Origin of the sequence: Carboxylicivirga linearis, from assembly GCF_018271995.1 — a bacterium.
Classification (GTDB): Bacteria; Bacteroidota; Bacteroidia; order Bacteroidales; family Marinilabiliaceae; genus Carboxylicivirga; species Carboxylicivirga linearis.
In genome coordinates, this window is sequence record NZ_JAGUCO010000003.1 from 1 (window position 1) to 25,278 (window position 25,278).

Genomic DNA, 25,278 nt, shown 5'->3' on the forward strand with positions numbered 1-25,278 from the left:
CTTGTAGTAGCGGGGGCCCGACTCGAACGGACGACCTTTGGGTTATGAGCCCAACGAGCTACCAACTGCTCCACCCCGCAATATATCTTAAACAAATGTTGTCTTTCGTTATTGCGGCTGCAAAAATAGCTTGCTATTCGATAAATTCCAAATAAAAATCAATAGTTTCTTTCATGAAACAATAAAAAGTATCTTAAGTATTAAGTTATCAATAAAATAGGGTTGTCATTATTTTTTTTGATTGTGAAATAAAAACAAGAAAACCGGTTCGCTCGTTTGCAAACCGGTTTCTAATAACCTAAACCCAAATCTATGAAAAAAAATCTACGAGATTCTTTTTGCAATAATGCTGCCAAAAAAATCATTTGTCAAGATAAAAAATGTAAATAATCATGAATAATTATAAATCTTTTTTGGCTGGTTTTCTGAAGTATAGAAAAACAAACGCCTTTGTAAGATGATAGGGTCAGTGATTATTCTTACTTTTGTGGCCAAATTTATAATTGCGATGAGTAATAAACAAAATACCCAGATTGGTCAATTAGGAGAATTTGGTTTAATTCAGCACTTGACTAATAATATAAAAATCAAGCAAGAGTCAACAAAGAAGGGAGTTGGAGATGATGCTGCTGTGTTGGATTTGCAAGGAAAGCAAACGGTTGTTACTACCGATCTTTTGTTGGAAGGGATTCATTTTGATTTGACTTATACCCCTTTAAAACATTTGGGATATAAAGCAGTTGTTGTGAATGTGAGTGATGTATATGCAATGAATGCTATTCCAACGCAAATTACAGTTTCGTTAGGTGTAAGTTCAAAAATGTCGGTTGAGGGGTTGGATGAATTTTATGAAGGAGTTTATGCTGCATGCGATTATTACAATGTAGATTTAGTTGGAGGTGATACTTCATCATCGTTAACAGGTTTAACAATTTCTGTTACAGCAATAGGGCTAGGTGATGCTGATAAAATTGTTTATCGCAGCGGAGCAAAGAAAAATGATTTGATTTGCGTTTCAGGAGATTTGGGCGGAGCCTATATGGGCTTGCAGTTGTTGGAACGCGAAAAAAAGGTTTATGCCAATAACCCGGAAGTTCAACCTGACCTATCCGGATATGATTATATTTTGCAACGTCAACTAAAACCTGAAGCCCGAAAAGATGTAAGCCAATTTTTAAGTGAATTGGATGTGGTTCCAACATCTATGATTGATATCTCAGATGGTTTATCGAGTGAGATCAAACATATTTGTGAGCAATCAAAAACAGGTTGTCGCCTTTATGAAAATAAGATTCCGGTAGATCCTACCACTTCAATGCTGGCAGAAGAAATGGGCATAAATCCATTAGTAGCTGCCTTAAATGGCGGTGAAGATTATGAATTGCTTTTCACCATTAGTCAGGATGATTATGAGAAGTTTGCTGGTAAAGAAGGAGCCAATATTTACATTGTCGGTCATATCACCGACGAAAGTAAAGGCTGTTATCTGGTTACAAATGCCGATCAGGAAGTGGAGCTTCAGGCACAAGGTTGGAATCCATTAAAGAAATAAATTAAGATTAGCTGTGGAATTAAGTTCTGCAGCTTTTTTTATGATGTTCTTTTACATCACTTAATTCCTTTCTATATTTACGCTTTAACCCAAAACAGATGTACGAATACATAAGCGGCAGAATAGCCGAAGCCAGTCCTGCTCATGTAATTATTGATGTAAATGGCATTGGTTATTTACTTAATATTTCATTAAATACTTTTACCCGGTTAGAGGGTAAAACTGAAGCACAATTATTTGTGCATGAAAATATCCGCGAAGACGCTTTTCAATTATATGGTTTTGCTGATCCGGCAGAACGTGAATTATTTCGTCACCTTATTTCTGTTTCCGGCATTGGGGCTAATACAGCCCGAATGATGCTGTCTTCCCTTACGCCTGATGAACTAAGAGGAGCCATTTTAACCGGTAATGTTAATCAAATTAAGGGAGTAAAAGGGATTGGGGCCAAGACAGCTCAACGTGTTATTGTTGATTTGAAAGATAAGCTGAGTAAGGAGCCAATTGATCAGAAAATATTTGCTGAGCAAGACAATACTATACGTGAAGAAGCGTTATCTGCTTTAGTGATGTTAGGCTTTGCAAAGAATAGTGCCCAAAAAGCCATTGACAAAATCCTGAAAGAAAACTCTTCAGCCAAAGTTGAAGAAGTTATTAAGCAGGCACTTAAAATAATGTAAGAAAGTAAGGGAAGAAATAACCTTTGAAGAATTATCTACGAAATAGCATTGCGGTATTAACTATAATCGGATTGATTTGGGTAGCGGGAGCTACGCCAACTGATGAAGATTATAAGATTAATCTGCCAGAAGATTGGGTTCAGCAACCCGACTCTGTTGATCTGAAATATAAGATTGTTGAAAAAAGTGGTAATCCATATCTCGAGCAGGAAGAGGATAGAGGAGTTGACCTGGAAGATCCGTCAAATATTGAATACTCCACTGAGTATGATTACGAAACAGGCAATGTTACCATTTATAGGAAGATTGGTAATGTAAATGTGAAATTGCCTTACACCATGACGCTGGAAGAGTACATGGATGTTGACACTCGCAGATCTATCATGTCGTACTGGCGAACCAAACAAGCCGAAGATAATCAGAATTATGGTAATAACTCTATCTTCAATAAAATGTGGGACAATGTTGGAGGAGAAGCTTTTGAAGGAATCTTCGGGAGTAATAATATCAATGTTCGTTTGCAGGGAATGGCTGAGTTAAAGGTTGGTATACAACGAACTAAAATTGATAATCCAACACTGCAAGAGAGATTAAGAAAAACTACCACTTTTGATTTTCAGGAAAAAATTCAAATGAACATCTCCGGTAACATCGGGGAAAAACTAAAACTAGGTGTAAATTATAATACCGAAGCTACATTTGATTTTGATAATCAGATTAACCTTGAGTACGAAGGAGACGAAGATGATATTATTAAAAAAGTAGAAGCGGGTAATGTTACCTTGCCTTTGCCCGGAACCTTAATTACCGGTAGCCAGAGTTTATTTGGTGTTAAAACAGAAATGCAGTTTGGTAAATTAACTGTTACTAGTATTTTTTCGCAACAACGAGGCGAAACATCAGTGATTAATGTTGAAGGAGGGGCCGAAACTCAAGAGTTTGAAATTGAAGCTATAGACTACGATCGTAACCGACATTTCTTTTTAAGTAAATACTTTAGAGATAGGTATGATAACGCATTGAAAATGTTACCCAATGTAAATAGTACCTTTAACATTACACGCGTTGAAGTATGGGTAACTAACCGAAGGAGCGATGTTACCGAATCGAGGAATGTAATAGGTTTTGTTGATTTAGGTGAAAACCGCGCTGCTGCTGCACAACCTGATCTGTGGGATGCTCGTTCTAATCTTCCTCCCGATAATGCAGCCAACACTTTGTATGCAGATATGAGTGAAGGAGGATCATACGCAGGAGCCAGAGATATTAATAATGTTACGGCGGTTCTAAGTGGAGTGGGAAGTGGTTTTTCAAATGCAGTTCATTACGAAAAGCTTGAAAATGCGCGTAAGTTATCCACATCGGAATATACTATTCAATCAAAATTGGGATATATCTCATTGAATACAGCCCTTAATGCCGATGAGGTGCTTTGTGTGGCTTATGAATATACTGATGCCGGAAGAACTTTTAAAGTTGGGGAATTTACGGTTGATCAGAATGAAGCAGAAAAAACACTGTATGCCAAACTGTTAAAAGGAACCAACCTTTCACCCAATATGCCTACATGGGATTTGATGATGAAGAACATTTACTCATTAAATGCCTACCAGGTTAATCGCGAGGATTTTATTTTGAATGTTACCTATACCAACGATAGTACTGGTAGCGACATTAACTATTTTCCCGAAGGTGGGGAAGGATTAAATGGGCAGCTATTTATTCGTTTGTTGAATTTGGATAATCTGAATTCAAATAATGATTATCAGCCAGATGGTCTTTTCGATTTTGTGAATAATCTAACCATTAATGCAGATAACGGACGAATCATCTTTCCTGTGCTGGAGCCATTTGGTAGTCATCTGAGGAGTAAGATTAATAACAGTACTCTTGAAGATAAATATGTGTTTCAGGCATTATATGATAGTACTCAGATAATTGCTGAACAAAATACGCTGGGAAGCAAGTATAAACTAAAAGGTCGATACAAATCCAGCTCCGGATCAGAGATTTCATTAAATGCAATGAACATACCCCAAGGGTCGGTAGTGGTAACAGCCGGTGGGATTAAACTAGTTGAGAATGTTGACTATACTGTTGATTATACCTTAGGACGTGTTCGAATTATCAACCAAGGTATTCTTTCTTCCGGAACACCAATTCAGGTCTCACTGGAAAGTCAGTCGTTGTTTAATCTGCAGACCAAAACCATGCTGGGTACCCATTTAAATTATCAGTTTAACGAAAATTTTAATTTGGGTGGTACTTTAATGCATTTACGCGAAAGACCTCTGACTCAGAAAGTAAACATTGGAGATGAGCCTATTGCCAATACCATTTGGGGATTAAATACATCGTATTTTACCGAGTCGATGGCAATAACAGAAGCGTTAGATGCTTTGCCTTTGATTCAAACCAAAGAAAAGTCGAGTGTTACTTTTGAGGGGGAATTCGCTCAGCTTATTCCGGGGCACCCAAGTGTGATTGATGAAACGGGGACTGCCTTTTTAGATGATTTTGAAGGGACACGTATATCGTACGATATGCGCAACTGGACAGCCTGGCAATTGGCCAGTGTACCACAAGGGCAACCAGATCTTTTTCGTGAATCGGAGGAATTATTCGATGACATTCGGGAGGGTGCTAACAGGGCTAAATTTGCCTGGTATACCATCGACCCTCTATTTTTAAGAAACGATACACGTACACCACAGCACATCAAAGATGATGAAGATCAGATTAAGAATCATTTTGTTCGTGAGGTTTACGAACAGGAATTATTCCCTAACCGACAAACAGCATATGGGCAGCCTACCAATATCTCTGTTCTGAATATTTCGTATTATCCAATGGATCGTGGTCCGTATAACTTCGACTATGGTGCAAATGGTGTTGATGGAGGGTATTCTGCCGGTATCAACTATGATGGTACACTAAAGGAACCGGAAACTCGTTGGGGTGGTATGATGCGTCAGATTGATGTGCCCGACTTTGAAGCAGCTAATATCGAGTACATCGAATTCTGGATGATGGATCCATATGTTTATGACGATGGAATTGATGAGAACGATGGTAGTATTTATTTCAACCTGGGTAATATATCTGAGGATATCCTTCGCGACTCACGTAAATCGTTTGAGCAGGGTTTGCCTGGACCGAATGAAGAATTTGATGTGGATACCACAGCCTGGGGATTTGTGTCTCGCAAACAAAATCTGGTGAATGCCTTTAGTAATGATCCGGCTACCCGTTTGGCGCAAGATGTAGGATTAAATGGTATGAACTCGGAGCGAGAGTTGGAATTTTATTCTGCTTTTGTGTCAGAAATTGAAAAGATGAATATCTCAGAAGATGCTAAGCGGGCTATTTTAGGTGGCCCTGATACCTCACCTGACCCTGCTTCCGATGATTTTCAGTATTTCCGTGGTTCAGCTTTGGATGAAGCCAAAGCAAGTATTTTGGAACGATATAAAAAATTCAATAACCCTGAAGGTAACTCGCGTCCATCAGAATATTCAGGGGAATCGTATTCTACCGCGGCTAAAGCATTACCAGATGCTGAAGATATTAATCGTGATAATACACTTAGTGAATATGAAAGCTACTTTCAATATGAAGTGCCTATCTCAAAATCAACCATGGATATTGGGGTTAATAAGTATATTGTTGATAAGCGCGAAGGTGATGTAAAAGATAAGGGAGGACGAACTGTTAACTGGTATTTGTTCCGTATTCCAATTCAGGAACCGGATGCTAATATTAATGAGTTGTCTGATTTTAGAAGTATCCGCTTTATGCGTATGTTCATGAGAGGTTTCTCAGATACTACTCATCTCCGACTGGCAACATTAGATTTAATTAAAGGCGATTGGCGTAAATACCAGGAAGATCTTACAGAAAGTAGTAGGGTAAATCCTAACTCAACTTTTGAAGTTTCAGCGGTAAATATTGAAGAAAACTCAAGAAAAGAACCTGTTAACTATGTATTGCCTCCGGGGGTCGATCGTGTTATTGATCCGGCCAATCCACAATTGAGAGAACTGAACGAACAAGCACTTCTTTTTAAGGTAAATAATTTGGCAGGTGGAGATGCTCGAGCTGTCTACAAAACCATGAATATGGATATGCGGCAGTATAAACGATTAAAAATGTTTACTCATGCCGAAGCCATCACAGGTGAAGATCTTCAGGATAATGAAATGATGGCCTTCATAAGGTTAGGTACCGACTATGATGATAATTATTACGAATACGCCATACCTTTAAAGTTAACGGAGCCAGGATCATATGGTGATAGTTATGAAGAAAGAAGAATGGTGTGGCCTGAAGATAATGATTTTGATTTTCCATTGGAACTTTTCCAGTCCGTTAAGTTAAAACGTAATGATGAAAGAAGACAGGAAGGATCATCTATAACTTTGGCAACTTTGTATACTTCGCCCGACCCAGATAAACCAACTAACTTTGTTACTGTTAAAGGTAATCCTAATCTGAGCAATGTTCGTACTATTATGATGGGTGTTCGCACCAGAGGCTCTCAGGATAAATCTATTGAGGTTTGGTTTAACGAATTGCGGTTGACTGATTTTGATGAAGAAGGCGGATGGGCTGCTAATGCTCGTATGTCTGTTAAACTGGCCGATTTAGGTAATGTATCGCTTGCCGGAAAAACCAGTACCGTAGGTTGGGGTAGTATTGATCAGAGTGTGCAGGAAAGAAGTCAGGAAGATTTTTATCAGTATGATATAGCAACTAACCTTGAGTTGGGTAAATTACTTGGACCTGAATCGCGCTTAAGTGTTCCTTTTTATTTTGGATATTCTAAAGCTGTAACAAGTCCTAAATATTATCCGCTTGATCCGGATATTCCTTTGGATGTAGCGCTCGATAATGCAGATAGTGAAGCTGCACGCGATTCGATAAAGGAGATGTCGCAAAGTGTTGTTAAACGAAAAAGTGTAAACTTCACTAATGTGCGTCTGGCTCCTAAAAAAGAAAAAGTACAGTTTTATAGTCCGTCAAATATTTCGGCCACCTATTCGTATAACGAAACCAATCAGCACGATTTTGAGACGGATCATCTAACGAATAAAACCTATAGAGGTGTTTTAGCATATAATTATAATACTAAGCCAAAGCCTGTAGAGCCTTTTAAAAAGATTAAAAGCAACAATCTGGATTTAATACGCGATTTTAATTTTTATTATTTACCTACTCAGTTTTCATATCGCTGGGAAATGAATAGAAATTATCGCGAACAATTGCTTCGAAATAATACCGGTTCGGCATATGCACCTGATTTAACCGTGTCGAAAGATTTTGATTGGAACCGCTATTTCGATATGCGTTATAATATTACCAAGTCGTTAAAGCTAAACTTTAAAGCAATAACCAATGCGCGTATTGATGAACCTGAAGGAGCTGTTAATAGAGATTACGATCGTGATGCTTATGACGAATGGAAAGATCAGGTTTGGAGAAATATTATGAGCATGGGTAGAACAACTACCTATCAGCATAATTTTGATGTGAGCTACACATTGCCTATTAATAAATTACCGTTACTTGACTTTACCAATGCCAATGTGCAGTATCGTGCGATGTATCAGTGGCAGGCTCAGCCTTTGTATAGCGATGAACAAGATCTGGATTGGGGTAATACTATTTCTAACTCCAATACAATTCAAGGAAATGGACAGGTTAACATGACCACTTTATATCGTAAAGTACCTTATTTAAATGAGCTGGATAAAAAGTACAGATCATCAAGACGAGGTTCTTCAAATAAAGGGGGAAAACGAACCGTTCGTTTTAACGATACCAAAATAGAATTAAAGCAGGGCGAACCTTATGTGATTAATCACAAGTTAAAAACCGAGAATGTTTCGGTACGTGTTTTTGATAGTAAAGGCCGACCATTAAAAGGTGAAGTAAATGTACTGGGTAAAAACAAAGTGGAGTTTGTGCCTGAAAAAGAATCGGAATCATCAAGGGTAATGGTTACCGGTACTATTGAGGATAATAACAATCCGTTTAAGATTGCTTTGGATTATACAACTTTGTTGCTTACATCCTTAAAAACGGCTACTATTTCGTATTCAGAGAATAACGGAACCATTTTGCCTGGTTATACCGGTCAATCGGGATTAATGGGAACTGATCAGGGATTTACCGCGCCAGGAACGCCATTTATTTTAGGTTGGCAAGATCCAAATTTTGCTGTGCAAGCAGCCAATAACGGATGGCTTACATCTGATACCACCATGATAAATCCCTTTGTGATGTCGCATCGCGAAGATTTTTCAATTAAATTCACGTTGGAACCTATTAAAGGCTTACGTATAGATATTAATGCAGACAGGAGCTTCTCAAAAAACATGAGTGAGTATTACATTGGAGGTTCAGATGCTGCGCAGGGACGAACAGAAAACGGAAGTCTCTCAATGAGTTTTAATGCATGGCGTACCGCATTTACTGATATTGATAAGACAGGTAACCTTCGCTCTCCTATTTTTGATGAGTTTAAGAGTAACCGTGAGATTGTTGCCCGTAGGTTAGGATATTCAGCTGATGATGCTAATCTTAACAGGCAAGATGTTTTAATACCATCCTTTCTGGCCGCTTACTCAGGAAAGAGTGCCAGTAACATCTTTACAGAGACATTCCCGGGTTTGTCAAGAATAAGCCCTAACTGGAGAGTTTCTTATGACGGACTTTCGCGCATTAAACTATTTCAAAAGGTAATTAAATCGTTTGATATCTCGCATGCCTATCGTTCAACTTATAATATGGGATCGTATGTGTCGCAAACACCGGATAATCCTTTAGGGCCAATTGTTGCCTACGATATTAATACGATAACTATATCGGAACAATTAAATCCATTAATACAATTTAATGTCACCTGGATTAATTCAATCACAACTCGTGCAGAAATTAAAAAGAACCGAACTTTAAGTTTAAGTATGGGTAATAACCAGGTAATAGAAACCTATAATGATGAAGTGGTTGTTGGTTTGGGTTATCGTTTTGATAAGATGGATTTGATATTAGGTGGCAAGTCGGTAAGCAACGACTTAAATATCCGAGCCGATTTATCTTTCCGCGATAATGCCAGTATCATACGTAAGATTGAAGAAAATTACGACCAGTTAACATCCGGACAGAAAATAACATCGTTGAAAGTAACGGCTGATTATGCCTTGAGCGAGCGTTTTAATATGCAGTTATACTACGATACCAATGTAAATAATCCATATTTGTCCTTATCGTATCCTACTACCAATACCAATTTTGGAGTTAGCTTCAGGTTCTCTTTGGCGCAATAGCAATAAAAAAATATGATTTTTATTAGCCTTTTAGCTTTAGGTTAATGGTTAAGTAGTCTGTTTTCCAGTGGGTACTGCTAAATTTTCTTTTATCCTAAAAGAAATTGTGTGACGAGCTGCATAGAATTTGTTTAATAAATTATTTACATTTGAGAAATAGTAAATTTAAAACAAGTACTATAATGAATGTTCCTGAAAATCTAAAGTATACAAAGGATCACGAATGGATCCTTGTTGATGGTGATATAGCTACTGTAGGTATCACTGAGTTTGCCCAAGGTGAGCTTGGCGACATTGTTTTTGTTGAGATTGAGACTGAAGACGAAGAATTGGATAAAGAAGAGGTTTTTGGTACCATTGAAGCTGTTAAAACAGTATCAGACTTGTATATGCCTATTACAGGTAAAGTATTAGAAGTCAATCCTAATTTGGAAGATCAGCCTGATTTGGTAAACAAAGAGCCTTTTGATGGAGGTTGGATGATTAAGATCCAGGTAGCTGACGCATCTGAAATTGATGGTTTGCTTAGTGCCGACCAGTATAAAGAGTTGATAGGTTAATTGTAACAGCAACATAAAAAAAGCGGCTATTAGCCGCTTTTTTTATTTATATACTTTTTTCTTAGTCTCTTTCAGGATAATATCCTTTGATGATTCCTCTTTGCGAATTTCGTACAAATAGGATGATTTCATCGCGTTCTTTCGAAGTTGGAAGTTCAGCCTCTATACGTTCAATAGCTTCAGTGTTATTCAATCCCATTTGGAATAAATAACGATAAATATTCTGAATATCTCTGATCTGATCATTCGTATAACTACGACGGCGAAGACCAATAGAATTAACTCCGGCATATGAAATTCTTTCACGACCAGCTTTTACGTATGGAGGAACATCTTTACCGATTAAAGTACCACCAGCAACCATTACATGAGCTCCAATGTGTACAAATTGATGAATGGCTGAAGTACCTCCAATAATCGCATAATCATCAATCACTACTTCTCCAGCTACCTGCACTGAATTTGCCAGAATAACATGGTCTCCCAAAATAGCATCATGAGCAATATGAGTATAAGCCATCAGCAAACAGTTGCTACCTACAACCGTTTTACCTTTAGCTTTGGTGCCACGGTTAACGGTAACGCACTCTCTGATAGTTGTGTTGTCCCCAATCTCAGCTGTTGTTTCTTCTCCGGCAAACTTTAAATCCTGCGGAACAGCACCAATTACAGCACCTGGGAAAATATTACAGTTTTTACCAATTCTTGATCCTTCAAGAATAGTTACGTTTGAACCAATGGTTGTACCTTCTTCAATAACCACATTTTTATCAATGGTTACAAACGGCTCAATTACCACGTTCTTAGCAATTTTTGCTTCCGGGTGGATATATGCTAACGGTTGTTTCATTTCTTACTTCTTTATTGCGTCAGTTCTAAAACTAACAAAGATAATAGTTGCTGATTATTTAATATCCTTATTTTTTACTACCTGGGCTACAAATTCGCCTTCCGATACAATGGTGTTGCCAACAAAAGCAGTTCCTTTCATATTTGCCATGCCTCTTCTAAATTCGCTTAAAAGCTCTAATTTAAATATGAGGGTGTCGCCAGGAATTACTTTTCTTCGCAATTTAACATTGTCTATTTTAACAAAGTAGGTGCTGTAGGCGCTGGGTTCGTCTAGTTTACTTAATACAAAAATTCCTCCTGTTTGAGCCATTGCTTCAATCTGTAGTACAGCCGGCATTACCGGTTCATCTGGAAAGTGGCCAACAAAGAATGGTTCATTCATTGTCACATTCTTAATTCCTACGATTGATTTCTCGTTTAGTTCAATAATCTTGTCAACCAACAAAAATGGAGGTCGGTGAGGTAGCATTTTTTTGATATCATTGATATCGTAAATTGCTTCTTTGCATGTATCATAACACGGTACCTCCGGACGTAAAGATCGTTTTTTAATTTCCTTACGAATTATTTTAGCAAACTCAACATTGGCCATATGTCCAGGACGAGTTGCCATAATACGTCCTTTAATAGGCATTCCACAAAGAGCTAAATCGCCAATTACATCTAATAATTTATGACGAGCCGGTTCATTGGAATAAACCAAATCTACATTATTGAGTATGCCTGTAGGTTGAACTTCAACTCTAGGCTTATTAAATAAATCAGCCAGCTTATCCAGTTCTTCCTGCGAAATTTCTTTATCAATAATGATGATAGCATTATCGAGGTCACCACCTTTAATAAGGTTGTTTTTTAACAAGGGCTCTAGCTCATGTAGAAAAACAAAAGTACGACAGGCGCTGATTTCTTTTTCATAATCGTCCAACGAATCCAAGGTGGCATATTGGTTAGAGAGAGTCAATGATTTATCAAACGAAATTTTTACATCAGCGCTGAATTCATCATCCGGAAGGGCTACAATTTTAATACCCAGCTCTTCATTCTCGTATACCATCTTCTCTTTTACAACGAAGTATTTTTTCTCTTCGCCTTGCTCTTCGGTTCCGACCTCTTTAATTGCTTCTATAAAGAATTTGGCACTACCGTCGAGGATAGGTGCTTCAGGACCATCAACTTCAATCAGACAGTTGTCTATTTTAGAAGCCGAAAGTGCAGATAAGCAGTGTTCTATGGTGCTTATTGTTGCATCACCTTTAGCTAAAACAGTCCCTCTTTGAGTCATAGTCACATTATCTGCCAAGGCATCAATAATGGGCTGATCCTCTAAATCAATTCTCTTAAATTTATATCCGTGATTAACGGGTGCAGGATGAATAGTAAGATTTACTTTTGCACCAGTATGTAAGCCGGTTCCGCTTAGGGTTATCGCTTTTTTGAGTGTTATTTGCTTTTCAACCATATATTTTCAATCTACTCTTACTGAGGTCAAATAACCTTATTAATCTTATTTTGATAATTCGTCTACTGCTTTTTTCAATTCAGGCAAACGCCTAAATACAACGTAGGCTTTATTGAAATCCATTATATTCATAGATGGAGAACCCAAATGTACAGTGTCTTCTTTCTTAATTGACTTTGTGACACCCGTTTGAGCACCTAATTTGGTTTTGTTAGCTATTTGAATATGACCGGCAATGCCCGTTTGGCCACCAAACATACAATCAGCACCAATTTTGGTTGAACCAGCAATGCCTGATAAAGCAGCTATAACTGTGTTTTCGCCAACTTCAACATTATGAGCTATCTGAACTAAGTTATCCAGCTTAACACCTTTTTGAATAACTGTGGCTCCCATTGTAGCGCGATCAACAGTTGTGTTGGCTCCAATCTCAACATGATCCTTCAGAATAACATTTCCAATCTGTGGAACCTTTTTGTATTCGTTACTGGCTGATGGAGCAAATCCAAAACCGTCGCTGCCAATAACCGAACCAGCATGCAGGGTACAGTTATTTCCGATGACACAGTTTTTGTAGATTTTCACTCCCGGAAATAAGATGGTGTTATCACCTATTTTTACGTTATTTCCAATATATACCTGAGGATGAATTTGAACATTGTCACCAATCTGCACATTCTCACCAATGTAACTAAAGGCTCCTACATATGCAAAATCACCTATTTTAGCTGTCTCATCAATGAATGAAGGTTGTTCAATTCCTGTTTTTTTAGGCTGACTTTGCTCATACATCTCAAGCAATTGTGCCAATGCTTGATAAGCGTCTGGTACCCTTATTAAGGTAGCTGCAATATTTTTCTCAGCTGTAAACGAATCGTTAACGATTACAACATCAGCTTTTGTCTCGTATATAAAGTGGGTGTATTTAGGGTTGGCCAAAAAAGTTAAAGTTTCAGGTTTTCCATCTTCAATTTTTGAAACATTTTTAACAATGGCTTCTGTGTTTCCTTCAACTTTGCCATTGAGCAATTCGGCAATCTGACCTGCTGTAAATTTCATTTAATCATTTAATTTATGATGACTTGCTTACTTGCTAAGCGAGTTTTCAACGCGTAAAGATACGCTATTTTTTAGCTATACCTTAAAAAATTTGATGCAAAGCTAGTAAATATATTGAGTTTTAAAAATGTAAACTTTTGACTGATCTGTCTATGAATGAACGGATTTTGGATGACACAGGTAGTGTTTTTTTACGGTTTTACCTAATACCGAAAGATTAAGCATATCAGAAGCTGCTGCAATATCTTTAATAGATCCATCGCTAAAAAGGATGTTTATCTGATCATCGCTTTTGCTATAGGCATTATTAGAAATATGATCTGTTATAATAAAATAGTTAACATCAGCCATGTCGTCCAGTTTCATCTGTTCGGCAATTTGCTTTTTTATTTCGTTAATGTGACTGTTTTTAAATGCACTATTCGAAAAGCTGACTCTAAATAGTTTCCGATTTATAAAGTCGTTTGCCAGGTTTGATAAGATGGCATCCGGATGTAAAGTCCAGCTTTTAATTGAACTCATAATATCATCATCATCAAGCAGGGCAAAGTTTTTGAATATCTCGGGTTGGTTATGAAAATCGTCGATGGTAGGTTTTTGTTTCATAAAAAACAGCAGGTGCGGAGGAGCAAATAATTCTTCTCCTTCAGAAACTAATTGTCGGGCACGTTTTAAGATATTAATTAACATCTGCTCGGCAGCTAGTGCAGTTTTGTGAAGGTAAACCTGCCAATACATTAAGCGGCGGGCCACTAAAAACTTCTCAATGGAATAGATTCCTTTTGACTCAATCACCAATGAGTCGTTATGTATATTCAACATCTTAATGATGCGGTCCGACCCAATTACACCTTCCGAAACACCTGTAAAGAAACTATCACGTTTCAAATAATCCAAACGATCCATATCGAGCTGACTCGAAACCAGTTGATGTAAGAATTTTTTATGATAGGTGTTATTAAATATGCTGAGGGTCATATCTAGCTGGCCATTAAACTCTCTATTGAGTTCTTGCATCATCAGCTTTGAAATGTCTTCATGATCTACTTCCAGAAGAGTGTTTTCCAAAACGTGACTAAAAGGGCCATGGCCAATATCATGCAATAAAATAGCAGCGTGAACAGCAATAGATTCTTCCTTGGTTATTTCATGCCCTTTCGATTGTAGGATGGCAACTGCAGAGCTCATTAAATGCATGGCACCCATTGCATGCTGAAAGCGTGTGTGCATAGCTCCGGGGTATACAAAATGAGTTAATCCTAATTGCCTGATTCGGCGAAGGCGTTGAAAAAAAGGATGCTCCATTAAGTCATAAATGATGTCGAAAGGCACCTTAATAAATCCATATACCGGATCGTTAATTATCTTCTTTTTGTTTCCTGTTGACATTTCTTAATCAATAATTATGAGCGAGAATAATTTATTTAGGCCGACAATATACAAAATAGAGATTTTAATAAAGGAAAACATGTATTAAACCTGCTTTTTAAACCATTGAACAAATAAAATACTGTATGAGCTAATTGTTAATATTTATTAGGGCTTCTAATAAGTTTGGAATAATACTGATTAATAGTTATCTTTGCGGAGATTTACCGAAAAAAGGTATAGGGGACGATTGTAGTCCCCTATTTTATTACATTAAAGAATGATTGATCCGACGTTAATAGAAAATATTGTTGCAGCTAAGTTTGAAGACGATGAGGTATTTATCGTTGAATTAGCAGTGCGTCCAGGCAATAAAATTGCTTTGACAATTGATAGCTACAATGGTATTCCTATCAGTTATTGCATCGAAGTTAGCAAATTGATAGAAGCGAATTTAGATCGTGATCAGGAAGACTTTGAGTTAGAAGTGGCTTCAGCAGGTATTGGTCAGCCTTTTAAGGTTTTAAAGCAATATCATAAGAATTTGAATAATGAAGTTGAAATTCTTACCGCTGATGGCAAAAAAATTAAAGGTAAATTAACTGCAGTTGCAGAAGACGGCTTTAGCGTTGAAATTGAAGAAATGGTTAAAGTAGAAGGAAAGAAGCGTAAGGAATTGCAGGTGCAGGTAGTTGATTTTAAATTTGATGAGGTTAAACAGATAAAAGACATTATATCTTTTTAAATATTCCGAGATATGGAAAATATTAATCTGATAGATACGTTTTCAGAGTTCAAAGAATTAAAAAATATTGATCGTGCAACAATGATCAGTGTTTTAGAGGATTCATTTCGTAGTGTTTTAATTAAACGATTTGGTACGGATGAGAATTTCGACGTAATTATCAACGATGATAAGGGTGACTTTGAAATATGGCGTAACCGCGAGGTGGTGAAAGATGAAGACTTGGAAGATCCAAACCTTCAGATTTCTTTAACTGAGGCTAAAAAAATTGATGAAGATTATGAGTTGGGCGAGGAAGTAACTGATGAAGTTAAATTCCTTGATTTTGGACGTCGTGCTATTTTGAGCCTAAGACAAAATCTGTCAGCTCGTATTTTGGAGTTAGAAAAAGATAATATTTATCACAAGTATAAAGACCGTATCGGTGAAGTTGTTACCGGTGAGGTTTACCAGATTTGGAAAAGAGAAATTCTGATTATTGATGACGAAGGAAATGAATTAATTTTGCCTAAAGCAGAACAAATTCCTTCCGATTTCTTCCGTAAAGGCGATAATGTTAGAGCGGTCGTAATTAAGGTTGAGATCAGAAACAATAATCCATTGATTATTTTATCTCGTACATCTCCTGTGTTCCTTGAGCGTCTTTTCGAATTGGAAGTACCTGAAATTTTTGATGGCCTGATTACCATTAAGAAGATTGTACGTGTTCCGGGCGAAAGAGCAAAAGTAGCAGTTGAATCGTATGATGAAAGAATTGATCCGGTAGGTGCTTGTGTAGGAATGAAAGGATCTAGAATTCACGGAATTGTTCGTGAATTACGTAACGAAAATATTGACGTAATCAATTACACCGCCAATACACAATTATTCATTCAGAGAGCATTAAATCCAGCCAAAATTGTTAATATCAAAATTTTGGAAGACGAAGGTCGTGCTGAAGTTTATTTGCGTCCTGAAGAAGTATCTTTAGCTATTGGTAAAGGTGGATTGAACATTCGATTAGCTGGTCAGTTAACCGGTTATGAGTTGGATGTATATCGTGAAGTAGACGAGGATGATGAAGACGTTAAGTTGGATGAATTCTCTGATGAAATTGAAGCTTGGGTTTTGGACGAATTGAAGGCCATAGGATGCGACACAGCAAAATCAGTACTGGATCTGTCATTGGAAGATTTAGTGAAACGTACTGATTTGGAAGAAGAAACCATTCGTGAGATTAGAAGCATATTAAGCGCTGAATTTGAATAATTCGCTATATTTGCCTCGCAAAGCATTGTCCAAACAAAATTAACTTGTAAAGAATAGTCCTGTTATATGGCAGTTGGAAAAAGACTTAGTAAAGTAGCTCGTGAATTCAATGTTGGAATTAGCACCATTGTGGAATTCTTGCATAAAAAAGGGTATAAGGTTGAAGGTAACCCTAATACAAAGGTATCTGAAGAAATGTATTCAGTACTGGCTCAAGAATACCGTAGTGATTCTAATGTAAAAAAAGAATCAGAAAAGCTAACCAAATTGAAAGATAAATCAAGAAAAGAATCGATTTCGATCGAAGATGTTCGTGATGATCTTGACTCAGGTAGTGAAAAAGAAGAGGAAGCTCCTGCTGCCGAAGAGCGAAAAGTTGAATCAAAAGGACCCAAAGTGGTGGGCAAAATTGATTTGAATCCACCTAAAAAGGCAGAACCGAAAAAAGAGGCTCCTAAAGCTGAGGCACCGAAGGAAGAGGCTCCTAAAAAGGAAGCAGCTCCTAAGCCTGTTGAAGCGAAGAAGGAAGAACCGAAAGCAGAAAAACCTGTTGAGGAAAAGCCTAAGGTTGCCAAAAAACCTGAACACATTCCAACGAAGGTTGATCCGGTTGCTGAAACTAAGGTGGTTGGTAAGATTGATTTGAATCCGCCTAAAAAAGAGACTCCAAAAGCTGAGACTCCAAAAGCTGAGACTCCAAAAGCTGAGGCACCGAAGGAAGAGGCTCCTAAAAAGGAACAGCCAAAGCAAGAAGCACCTAAGAAGGAGGTGGTGAAGAAGGAAACTCCAAAAGTTGAGAAAAAGCCTAAAGTTGTGAAAAAGGAAGAGCAACCTAAAGAGGCCAAAGCAGAAGGAGAAAAGAAAGAGGGTGATGAAAGTGCTTTCCGTCCAACACAGGTTAAAAAATTATCTGGTCCTACAGTAGTTGGTAAAATTGATTTACCTACAACACCAACTAAATCTGAAGGAAACAAAGAGAACGTTAAGAAGCGCAAGCGTAAGCGCATCAAAAAAGATAAAGAAAAGGTTGATATCAACCAAAAGCAACAGCAACCGCAAGGTGGCGGAGGCGATAATAAAAAGCCTCAAGGCGAAAGAAAAGATCGTCCAAAACGTAATCTGAAAGTTAAGAAACGTCCGCAAAAGGCCGAGATTAACGAAGAAGATGTACAAAAGCAAATTAAAGATACTCTTGCTCGTTTGACATCAAAAGGTAAGAGTAAGGGTGCAAAACACCGTCGTGAAAAACGTGAGGCCCAATCGCAGCGTCAGCAAGCCGATTTGGAACAAATCGAAAAAGAAAAGTCAATATTGAAAGTAACCGAGTTTGTTACTGCCAATGAATTGGCTAACATGATGGATGTACAGGTGAATCAAATTATCTCTACTTGTATGAGTTTAGGTATGTTTGTTTCTATCAACCAACGTTTGGATGCTGAAACTCTTTCATTAGTAGCGGAAGAATTCGGTTATACCATTGAGTTTGTGAGTGCCGATGTTGCTGAATCAATCATCGAAGAGGAGGATAAAGAGGAAGATATGATTTCTCGTCCACCGATCGTTACAGTGATGGGACACGTTGACCACGGTAAAACATCGTTGCTTGACCATATCCGTAAAGCCAACGTAATTGCCGGTGAGGCAGGGGGGATTACCCAGCACATTGGAGCTTATAGTGTAAAAATAGAAAGTGGTCGTCAGATTACCTTCTTAGATACACCGGGTCACGAGGCGTTTACTGCGATGCGTGCCCGTGGTGCTCAAATTACCGATATTGCAATTATTATTGTAGCGGCAGATGACAATGTGATGCCACAGACTGTTGAAGCAATCAATCACGCTTCTGCAGCAGGGGTGCCAATTGTATTTGCTATTAACAAAATTGATAAGCCAGGTGCTAATCCGGATAGAATTCGTGAAGAACTGGCTAATATGAATTACCTGGTTGAAGACTGGGGTGGAAAATATCAGTGTCAGGAGATATCTGCCAAGAATGGTGTGAATATTGAAGACTTGCTTGAAAAAGTATTGCTGGAAGCTGATCTTTTAGAATTGAAAGCCGATCCGAAGAAACGTGCCGTGGGTAGTGTTATTGAATCATCATTGGATAAAGGGCGTGGTTTCGTAACAACATTGTTGGTACAAGGTGGTACTTTACGTGTGGGTGATATGATGCTTTCAGGTTCGCACATTGGTCACGTTAAGGCCATGTTTAATGAGCGTAATCAAAAAGTAGAGGCTGTTGGACCATCAGAGCCAGCTTTGGTTCTTGGATTGAATGGTGCACCACAAGCTGGTGAGCGTATCAATGTAATGGAAGATGAGCGTGAAGCGAAGGATATTGCTACCAAACGTGAACAGTTACAGCGTGAGCAAGGTATGCGTACTAAGAAACATATTACGCTGGATGAAATTGGTCGTCGTATTGCAATTGGAAACTTCCAGGAATTAAACGTGATTGTAAAAGGTGATGTGGATGGTTCTATTGAAGCACTTTCTGACTCATTAATCAAGCTTTCTACAGAAGAAATTCAGGTTAATGTAATTCACAAGGCGGTAGGTCAGATTTCTGAATCGGATATTATGTTGGCTGCAGCATCTAATGCGATCGTTGTAGGTTTCCAGGTACGTCCATCATTAACTGCTCGCCGAATTGCCGAGAAGGAAGAAATCGATATCCGTCTGTATTCAATTATTTACGATGCTATCGAAGAATTGAAATCAGCAATGGAAGGAATGCTTTCGCCTGAGATTAAAGAGCAAATTACCGCAACTGTTGAAATACGTGAGGTATTTAAAATCTCGAAAGTAGGTACAATTGCCGGTTGTATGGTGAAAGAAGGAAAAATCAAGCGTACAAATAAGATACGTGTGATTCGCGAAGGTATTGTGGTTTACACAGGCGAACTTGGTTCACTGAAACGCTTTAAGGATGATGTGAAAGAGGTTGCTACTGGTTACGAATGTGGTTTGAATATCGAGAAATTCAACGATATTAAGGTAGGTGATGTAGTCGAAGCCTACGAAGAAGTAGAAGTAAGCAGAAAGTTGTAAATCAACTTTAAGATATATCAGAGCCCGGCTAAATTAGTCGGGCTTTTTTATTGTTCAAGAAATTGAATAAATAAAAAAGCAGCCAAATAATTAGCTGCTTTTAAAAAATTGAAAATTATCTTTTTATTCGTTCCCTTCTAACTCGCTTAAATCATGAGTTTTCAATGGGTTTTTATGAAGTTCTTTGTTTTCGGCCCTGTTATGGCAAACATCAATAGCTAAATAAACAGCCTGACGGAATGATTCAAAATTAGCCTTATCCTGACCGGCAATTTCAAAAGCAGTTCCATGGTCTGGTGAAGTGCGAATAAAAGGCAATCCAGCAGTGTAATTTACTCCTTTTGAAAAGGTCAATGCTTTAAACGGAGCCAATCCCTGATCGTGATACATTGCCAGGATAGCATCAAAATTTTTGAATTGTTCGCTTCCAAATAATCCATCAGCAGGATATGGACCTAAAGCCATAATTCCTTCTTTTTTGGCTTCATCTAATGCCGGAATGATAATATCCTGCTCTTCTGTTCCCAACACTCCCTGATCGCCAGCATGGGGATTCAACCCTAATACTGCAATTCTGGGTTTACGTATAGAAAAATCCATTACCAGGGTTTCATTAAGTGTACGTAACTTGGTTAGAATCGATTCTTTAGTGATTTTAGAAGGAACATCTTTAAGAGCAACATGTCCGGCTACTACACCTACCTTCATGTTTTCAGAAACCATAAGCATTAAGGCCTTGCCATCTCCAGCTTGTTGTTCTAGGTACTCAGTATGTCCCGGAAAATTAAAAGACTCTGATTGGATATTCTTTTTGTTGATAGGAGCTGTTACCAAAACATCAATCTTACCTTCTTTAAGGTCTGTTACAGCCAACTCCAGCGCTTTAAAAGCAGCATCACCACCAATGGTAGTTGTCTTGCCTAATTCAACCCTGATGTTATCATCCAAACAGTTGATAATATTGATACGCTTATTATGAGCATCATCAACATTACGAATGCTGTTTAAGCTAAAATTAGGAATGTTTAAAGCTTTCCGATGATAAGCAGCTACTTTAGATGAGCCGTAAATAACAGGGATGAAAGACTCGAATATACGGTTGTCGGCAAGTGTTTTAAAAATAACTTCATAACCAATGCCATTAATATCGCCATGGGTTATACCGACTTTTATTTTGTTTTCACTCATATTTATGCTGTTGTGCCTCTAGTAGACGATTTATCAGACTAAAGTAATAAAAATGACTCATTAGCCCGAATAAAACCAGAGCGATTGTATTATTTACCTAAATCCTTTGTGTTTACGATCTGCTTTTAAGAAAATCATAAAGCAAACGGACTCCAACACCAGATGCGCCAAATCCTCTATAACTATCTTCCTTTCTTACGAATGCTGGTCCGGCAATATCAAGGTGAATCCAGGGTGCCTCAACAAAATGACTTAAGAATTTACCTGCTGTGATAGAACCTCCTTCGCGTCCACCAATATTTTTGATGTCTGCCACTTCTGATTTAATTAAATCATCATAATCATCCCAGAATGGAAATTGTACAACACGTTCGTTCACTCTATAGCCACTCTTGGTTAATTCATCAAAAATAGTACTATCCGCTGTACCCATTCCTACCGTCGCATAATGTCCAATGGCCATAACAGCACTTCCGGTAAGCGTTGCCAGATCAATAACCAATTCCGGGTCGTACTTTTTAGAGTAACTTAAAGCGTCAGCTAAAATCAAACGACCTTCGGCATCAGTGTTTAGTATTTCAACAGTTGTACCGTTATGCATCGAGAGAATATCGCCTGGAACAATTGCATTGCCTCCAGGTCGGTTATCAGTTGCCGGAATTAATCCAATAACATGAACCGGTAATTTATTGGCTGAAACAGCTGTAAGTGCACCAACAACAGATGCAGCACCACCCATATCCGATTTCATGTCGTCTAAACTTCCCGGAGGAGTTTTTAGGTTAATGCCACCTGTATCAAAAACAACTCCTTTACCAACCAAAACAACTGGTTTAGTATTGGTAGCATTTTGGGGTTTCCATTCCAAAATATGAAAAGCCGGAGGGTCAATGCTACCTTTGTTTACTCCAAGTAATCCACCAAACTTAAGCGACTCAAGTTTAGTTTTATTAAATATTTCAACGGTGAAGCCATGTTTTTCACCAAGCTGCTCAATCGTTTTTGATAATTCTGCCACATCCATGGTAGAAACAGGCTCATTAACTAAATCGCGCGTTGCAAATACACTTTCACAAAGCAATTGTAGTTCATTTAAATCTTCTTGATTAACTACAGGTGTAGCCACCCAGATGTTGAACTCACCAAAGCTTTTATCCTTCTTACTAAGATATTTATCGAATTGATATGTTGAGAGAGCCAATCCTTCAGTCAATGCCAGAACAGCTTCTTTGTTGCCAGTTGAATCATAGACGCAGATTGCTTCTTCTTTATCTTTACGCATGCCTGAAGTGATGGTGTGACCATTTTTGCGCAGTACTTCAAGTGATTTATCGTTTAATTCACCTTTATCAACAATTACAACATAGTAAGTTATGTTGTATGCCTTGATGGTGATTAACTTTTCTTTGGCTTCTTCTTTAAGCTTTACATATGCTAAAGCATCAGCATTAAAGCCAAAATCTTTTAAAGATGAAGTGTCATTTACTAAAAACAGGTTTCTAACACCGCTTGGTTTTTCGCTGGTGTGTTTTATTTTAAGTATCATGTTATTTTAAATTACAGTTATTAGATATCCAACAAATTAGAATCACTTTCGGTTGATGAATTTTGTGCTTTAAAGTACTCACGAATCATTACCTTTTTTAATTCGCGATGTATTATAAGTTCAGTTAAAGCATCTTCGTAACTGGCATCAATCATTTCTTGCTGATATTGTGCTACCTGATTTTCGGTTACATCAATACGATACAAGAAGCTTAGAAAACGGGTATAATGCTCACCTAAAATGGCATTAATATGTGTTTTCATCTGCCCGAAAAGTTCATCATAAAAGTTCTCTACACTACCTGAAAAAGTCACTTCAAGTCCAAATTCAGCAAAGTCTTTTATAATCTGAGCTGCCGTTTTTCTAATTAAATCTTCGCGGGAGCATGCTTGCAGCAGAGCTTGTCGATTGAGTTCGGGAAGCATTATTTAAGAAAGTTAAAGGTGTACATTAATGCTTCAAGTTGTCTTATCTTATCTCTTTTATCTGGTTTTTCAGGAGAGTAAACAAATCCATCGGTAACAACCACTCTATTGTTGGCTACATCATGGTGTGCATGCAATATAAAAGCCCCACCCATCATGTCGTTCTGAACTTTCCATAAACCTCTTAACTCCACCACTGGTATATCGTTAATGGTAGTCTTTTTGTATACTGGAGGGTATTTATGTTCTGTGGTCATATACGATCCGGCACTAGGGCCCGGAATATTTTTATGGAGGATTGAATCTCTTTTATTAAGTAAATATTCTCTTGAGAAAGTTCCTTCACCAATATACGGGAATTCATAAACCATAAAGCCTTGACTTCCCCATTCCGTATCTTCTCCCAGCCATGTAATTCCAGGTTTGGTATTACGTTTCTTAAAATTAGCAGGAATGTTTAGTTTCACGTTCCATACTTTCTTAATAGTATCAATTAATTCAGAATTAGGAGTTGCTTTAAAGTATTGAATGTTGCGCTCTCTTTCAGCACGGTTGAAGAAACTTAACATTTTCATGGTGTGCCTTTCAACTATTTGGCGCATGGCAACAGTGTCTTTAGCCGAAATACGAACCATTGACTGAGGTCGAGCCCAATAGTCGCGATAATACTTAATGGTATCGGTTTTGATATTGGGAGAAACGTCTGTTACAATAAGGTTCCTGAATGTTTTAAAATACGATGAGAAACCTCGGTGAGGAGTTATGAGCATATCAAAATGCGGTTCTTCTTGAGGAAGCCCCAGGTACAATTCAAGTACAGCTCTTTGAAGCTCTTTTCCTGCTTCTGATTGTTTTATTTTATCATCCATCACAATAAGAAGTTCTCCAGCTTTACCGGCAACATTAGGTTTTGCATTGCTTTTTTTATCCTTACAGGAAAAAAGCAGTAAGCTCACTAAAAGGAGCAGTCCGTATTGTTTGATGTATTTACTCATAATAAATTGATTTTATATCTGTTATTCAGTTGCCAAAAGGCTTTCTTTCCAATTTAGTTTTTCAGGATGCAATATCTCACCAACAACAAAAAAATATCGATCATCTTTCAGGGGGTGCCATACAATTAATTGCTGCCCCACATACAAATCTCTATTCTTCATTTTGTTCCATTGCATAATGTCACTAATGCGACAATAATGGTCAATGGCTATTTTATGGAAATATTCTCCTTTACTAACTATATGTTTTACTTTTTTACGGCCTGAGATATCTCCAATCGGTCTGATATTCACAACAGGTCCGCCTGCTTCTTCCAAACTTTTTTCTGACTTGACAAAATTGACAATGTTAGATTTGGGTAGAAAAATACGAGTGGGTTCATCATTAGCCGGAATAAAATCTTTGGTGAAAGAAGGATTTAGCCAGCGCAGAATATCAAGAGATGTACCTGATGCTTTACTTACTTGTTGAAAAGTCAGAGGTTTTGATACATAAACGGTATCAACGTCATTAAATGCGAGTAACGGAGGATTGGCTGATACTTCATGACGGTTGTAATTATTCATTACATAATTTACAGCAATAAAGGCAGGTACGTAACTTTTTACAGCTGCTGGCAAGTACGGTTGTAACTCCCAAAAATCAGTTTTACCACCCGATCGTTCAATGGCTTTTTGTACCACGCCAATACCTCCATTATAGGCAGCCAGTGCCAATTGCCAGTCGTTTAAATTGTGATATAAATATTGAAGGTATTTACATGCGGCTTCGGTGCTTTTTACCGGATCACAGCGTTCATCAACATAAGTATCAACCTTTAGTTCAAACATTTTAGAGGCATGATACAGAAACTGCCATAGCCCCATTGCTCCAGATTTTGATTTGGCTTTTGGATCCAATGCTGATTCAACAATTGCCAGATACTTTAATTCAATTGGTAAATCATATTTTGCCAGATACTCTTCGAACAGAGGGAAGTACATTTCGGAACGGCCAATTATATTGGACAAATGTTCGCGACGTTTTACGGTGTATACTTCAATAAAGGCTTGAACCTGTGAATTATAATCGAGATGAATAGGCGTTTTTTGATCCAGTTCCTGGAGTCTGTTTTTATACATCCAATCCGGATAATGAGGTAAAAGTGCTTCGGCACTTTTTTGAGCTAAAACATGCTGAAAAGCCAGTAAACTCAGTAATAAAACAACAATCCTCATC

General features: G+C 37.8%; 16 protein-coding genes and 1 tRNA gene. 7 read left to right on the forward strand and 10 right to left on the reverse strand.

Annotation, left to right across the window (positions count from 1 at the left end; all coding sequences use genetic code 11):
- Window positions 1-7 precede the first annotated feature (7 nt).
- Window positions 8-80, reverse strand: a tRNA-Met gene (locus KEM10_RS05635).
- A gap of 428 nt (window positions 81-508) precedes the next feature.
- Between KEM10_RS05635 and thiL the strand changes: the two genes are divergently transcribed.
- From thiL to gcvH, 4 genes are all read left to right on the forward strand, one after another.
- Entirely contained in the window at window positions 509-1,552 is a 1,044-nt protein-coding gene (thiL, locus tag KEM10_RS05640; RefSeq protein WP_212214574.1) for a thiamine-phosphate kinase, read from the forward strand.
- Window positions 1,553-1,650: 98 nt separating this feature from the next.
- Window positions 1,651-2,232 (forward strand): Holliday junction branch migration protein RuvA, encoded by a 582-nt coding sequence (ruvA, locus tag KEM10_RS05645; RefSeq protein ID WP_212214577.1) that lies wholly within the window; start codon window positions 1,651-1,653, stop codon window positions 2,230-2,232.
- 23 nt (window positions 2,233-2,255) lie between these two features.
- A complete protein-coding gene (gene sov, locus KEM10_RS05650) occupies window positions 2,256-9,560 on the forward strand; it encodes a T9SS outer membrane translocon Sov/SprA (RefSeq protein ID WP_212214579.1) in 7,305 nt (2,434 codons plus the stop codon).
- Window positions 9,561-9,709: 149 nt separating this feature from the next.
- Window positions 9,710-10,120, forward strand: coding sequence for a glycine cleavage system protein GcvH (gene gcvH / locus KEM10_RS05655; protein WP_317196636.1), 411 nt, complete (start codon window positions 9,710-9,712; stop codon window positions 10,118-10,120).
- A 61-nt stretch (window positions 10,121-10,181) separates the two neighbouring features.
- Here gcvH and lpxA read toward each other — a convergent pair whose 3' ends face one another.
- The 4 genes from lpxA to KEM10_RS05675 form a co-directional block, all read right to left on the reverse strand.
- Window positions 10,182-10,970 carry an acyl-ACP--UDP-N-acetylglucosamine O-acyltransferase gene (lpxA, locus tag KEM10_RS05660; RefSeq protein ID WP_212214580.1) on the reverse strand — a complete coding sequence of 263 codons (789 nt, stop codon included), beginning with the start codon at window positions 10,968-10,970 and terminating at the stop codon, window positions 10,182-10,184.
- Window positions 10,971-11,024: 54 nt separating this feature from the next.
- Window positions 11,025-12,431, reverse strand: a complete 1,407-nt coding sequence (locus tag KEM10_RS05665; RefSeq protein ID WP_212214581.1) for a bifunctional UDP-3-O-[3-hydroxymyristoyl] N-acetylglucosamine deacetylase/3-hydroxyacyl-ACP dehydratase — start codon at window positions 12,429-12,431, stop codon at window positions 11,025-11,027.
- A 45-nt stretch (window positions 12,432-12,476) separates the two neighbouring features.
- Window positions 12,477-13,490 carry a UDP-3-O-(3-hydroxymyristoyl)glucosamine N-acyltransferase gene (gene lpxD / locus KEM10_RS05670; protein ID WP_212214582.1) on the reverse strand — a complete coding sequence of 338 codons (1,014 nt, stop codon included), beginning with the start codon at window positions 13,488-13,490 and terminating at the stop codon, window positions 12,477-12,479.
- A 150-nt stretch (window positions 13,491-13,640) separates the two neighbouring features.
- The gene (locus tag KEM10_RS05675; protein ID WP_212214583.1) at window positions 13,641-14,879 is read right to left on the reverse strand and encodes an HD domain-containing protein; all 1,239 of its coding nucleotides are present in this window, start codon (window positions 14,877-14,879) and stop codon (window positions 13,641-13,643) included.
- A 259-nt stretch (window positions 14,880-15,138) separates the two neighbouring features.
- Between KEM10_RS05675 and rimP the strand changes: the two genes are divergently transcribed.
- The 3 genes from rimP (at window position 15,139) to infB (ending at window position 19,905) form a co-directional block, all read left to right on the forward strand.
- A complete protein-coding gene (gene rimP, locus KEM10_RS05680) occupies window positions 15,139-15,603 on the forward strand; it encodes a ribosome assembly cofactor RimP (RefSeq protein WP_212214584.1) in 465 nt (154 codons plus the stop codon).
- A gap of 12 nt (window positions 15,604-15,615) precedes the next feature.
- Window positions 15,616-16,851: a transcription termination factor NusA gene (gene nusA / locus KEM10_RS05685; RefSeq protein ID WP_212214585.1), complete on the forward strand. Its 1,236-nt coding sequence runs from the start codon at window positions 15,616-15,618 to the stop codon at window positions 16,849-16,851.
- A gap of 66 nt (window positions 16,852-16,917) precedes the next feature.
- Window positions 16,918-19,905: a translation initiation factor IF-2 gene (gene infB, locus KEM10_RS05690; protein WP_212214588.1), complete on the forward strand. Its 2,988-nt coding sequence runs from the start codon at window positions 16,918-16,920 to the stop codon at window positions 19,903-19,905.
- Window positions 19,906-20,028: 123 nt separating this feature from the next.
- On the opposite strand, the gene pdxA is transcribed toward infB, so the two are convergent.
- The 5 genes from pdxA to KEM10_RS05715 all read right to left on the reverse strand — a co-directional run bounded on the left by pdxA (window position 20,029) and on the right by KEM10_RS05715 (window position 25,277).
- The gene (pdxA, locus tag KEM10_RS05695; protein ID WP_212214591.1) at window positions 20,029-21,093 is read right to left on the reverse strand and encodes a 4-hydroxythreonine-4-phosphate dehydrogenase PdxA; all 1,065 of its coding nucleotides are present in this window, start codon (window positions 21,091-21,093) and stop codon (window positions 20,029-20,031) included.
- A gap of 112 nt (window positions 21,094-21,205) precedes the next feature.
- On the reverse strand, window positions 21,206-22,639 hold the full coding sequence (locus KEM10_RS05700) for a leucyl aminopeptidase family protein (protein WP_212214595.1): 1,434 nt from the start codon (window positions 22,637-22,639) through the stop codon (window positions 21,206-21,208).
- A gap of 20 nt (window positions 22,640-22,659) precedes the next feature.
- Window positions 22,660-23,064 carry a hypothetical protein gene (locus KEM10_RS05705; protein ID WP_212214597.1) on the reverse strand — a complete coding sequence of 135 codons (405 nt, stop codon included), beginning with the start codon at window positions 23,062-23,064 and terminating at the stop codon, window positions 22,660-22,662.
- The gene (locus KEM10_RS05710; protein ID WP_212214599.1) at window positions 23,064-24,059 is read right to left on the reverse strand and encodes a DUF4837 family protein; all 996 of its coding nucleotides are present in this window, start codon (window positions 24,057-24,059) and stop codon (window positions 23,064-23,066) included. The genes KEM10_RS05705 and KEM10_RS05710 overlap by 1 nt, the downstream gene beginning before the upstream one ends.
- 21 nt (window positions 24,060-24,080) lie before the next feature.
- Window positions 24,081-25,277, reverse strand: a complete 1,197-nt coding sequence (locus KEM10_RS05715; RefSeq protein WP_212214601.1) for a lytic transglycosylase domain-containing protein — start codon at window positions 25,275-25,277, stop codon at window positions 24,081-24,083.
- Between the last annotated feature and the right edge of the window lies 1 nt (window position 25,278).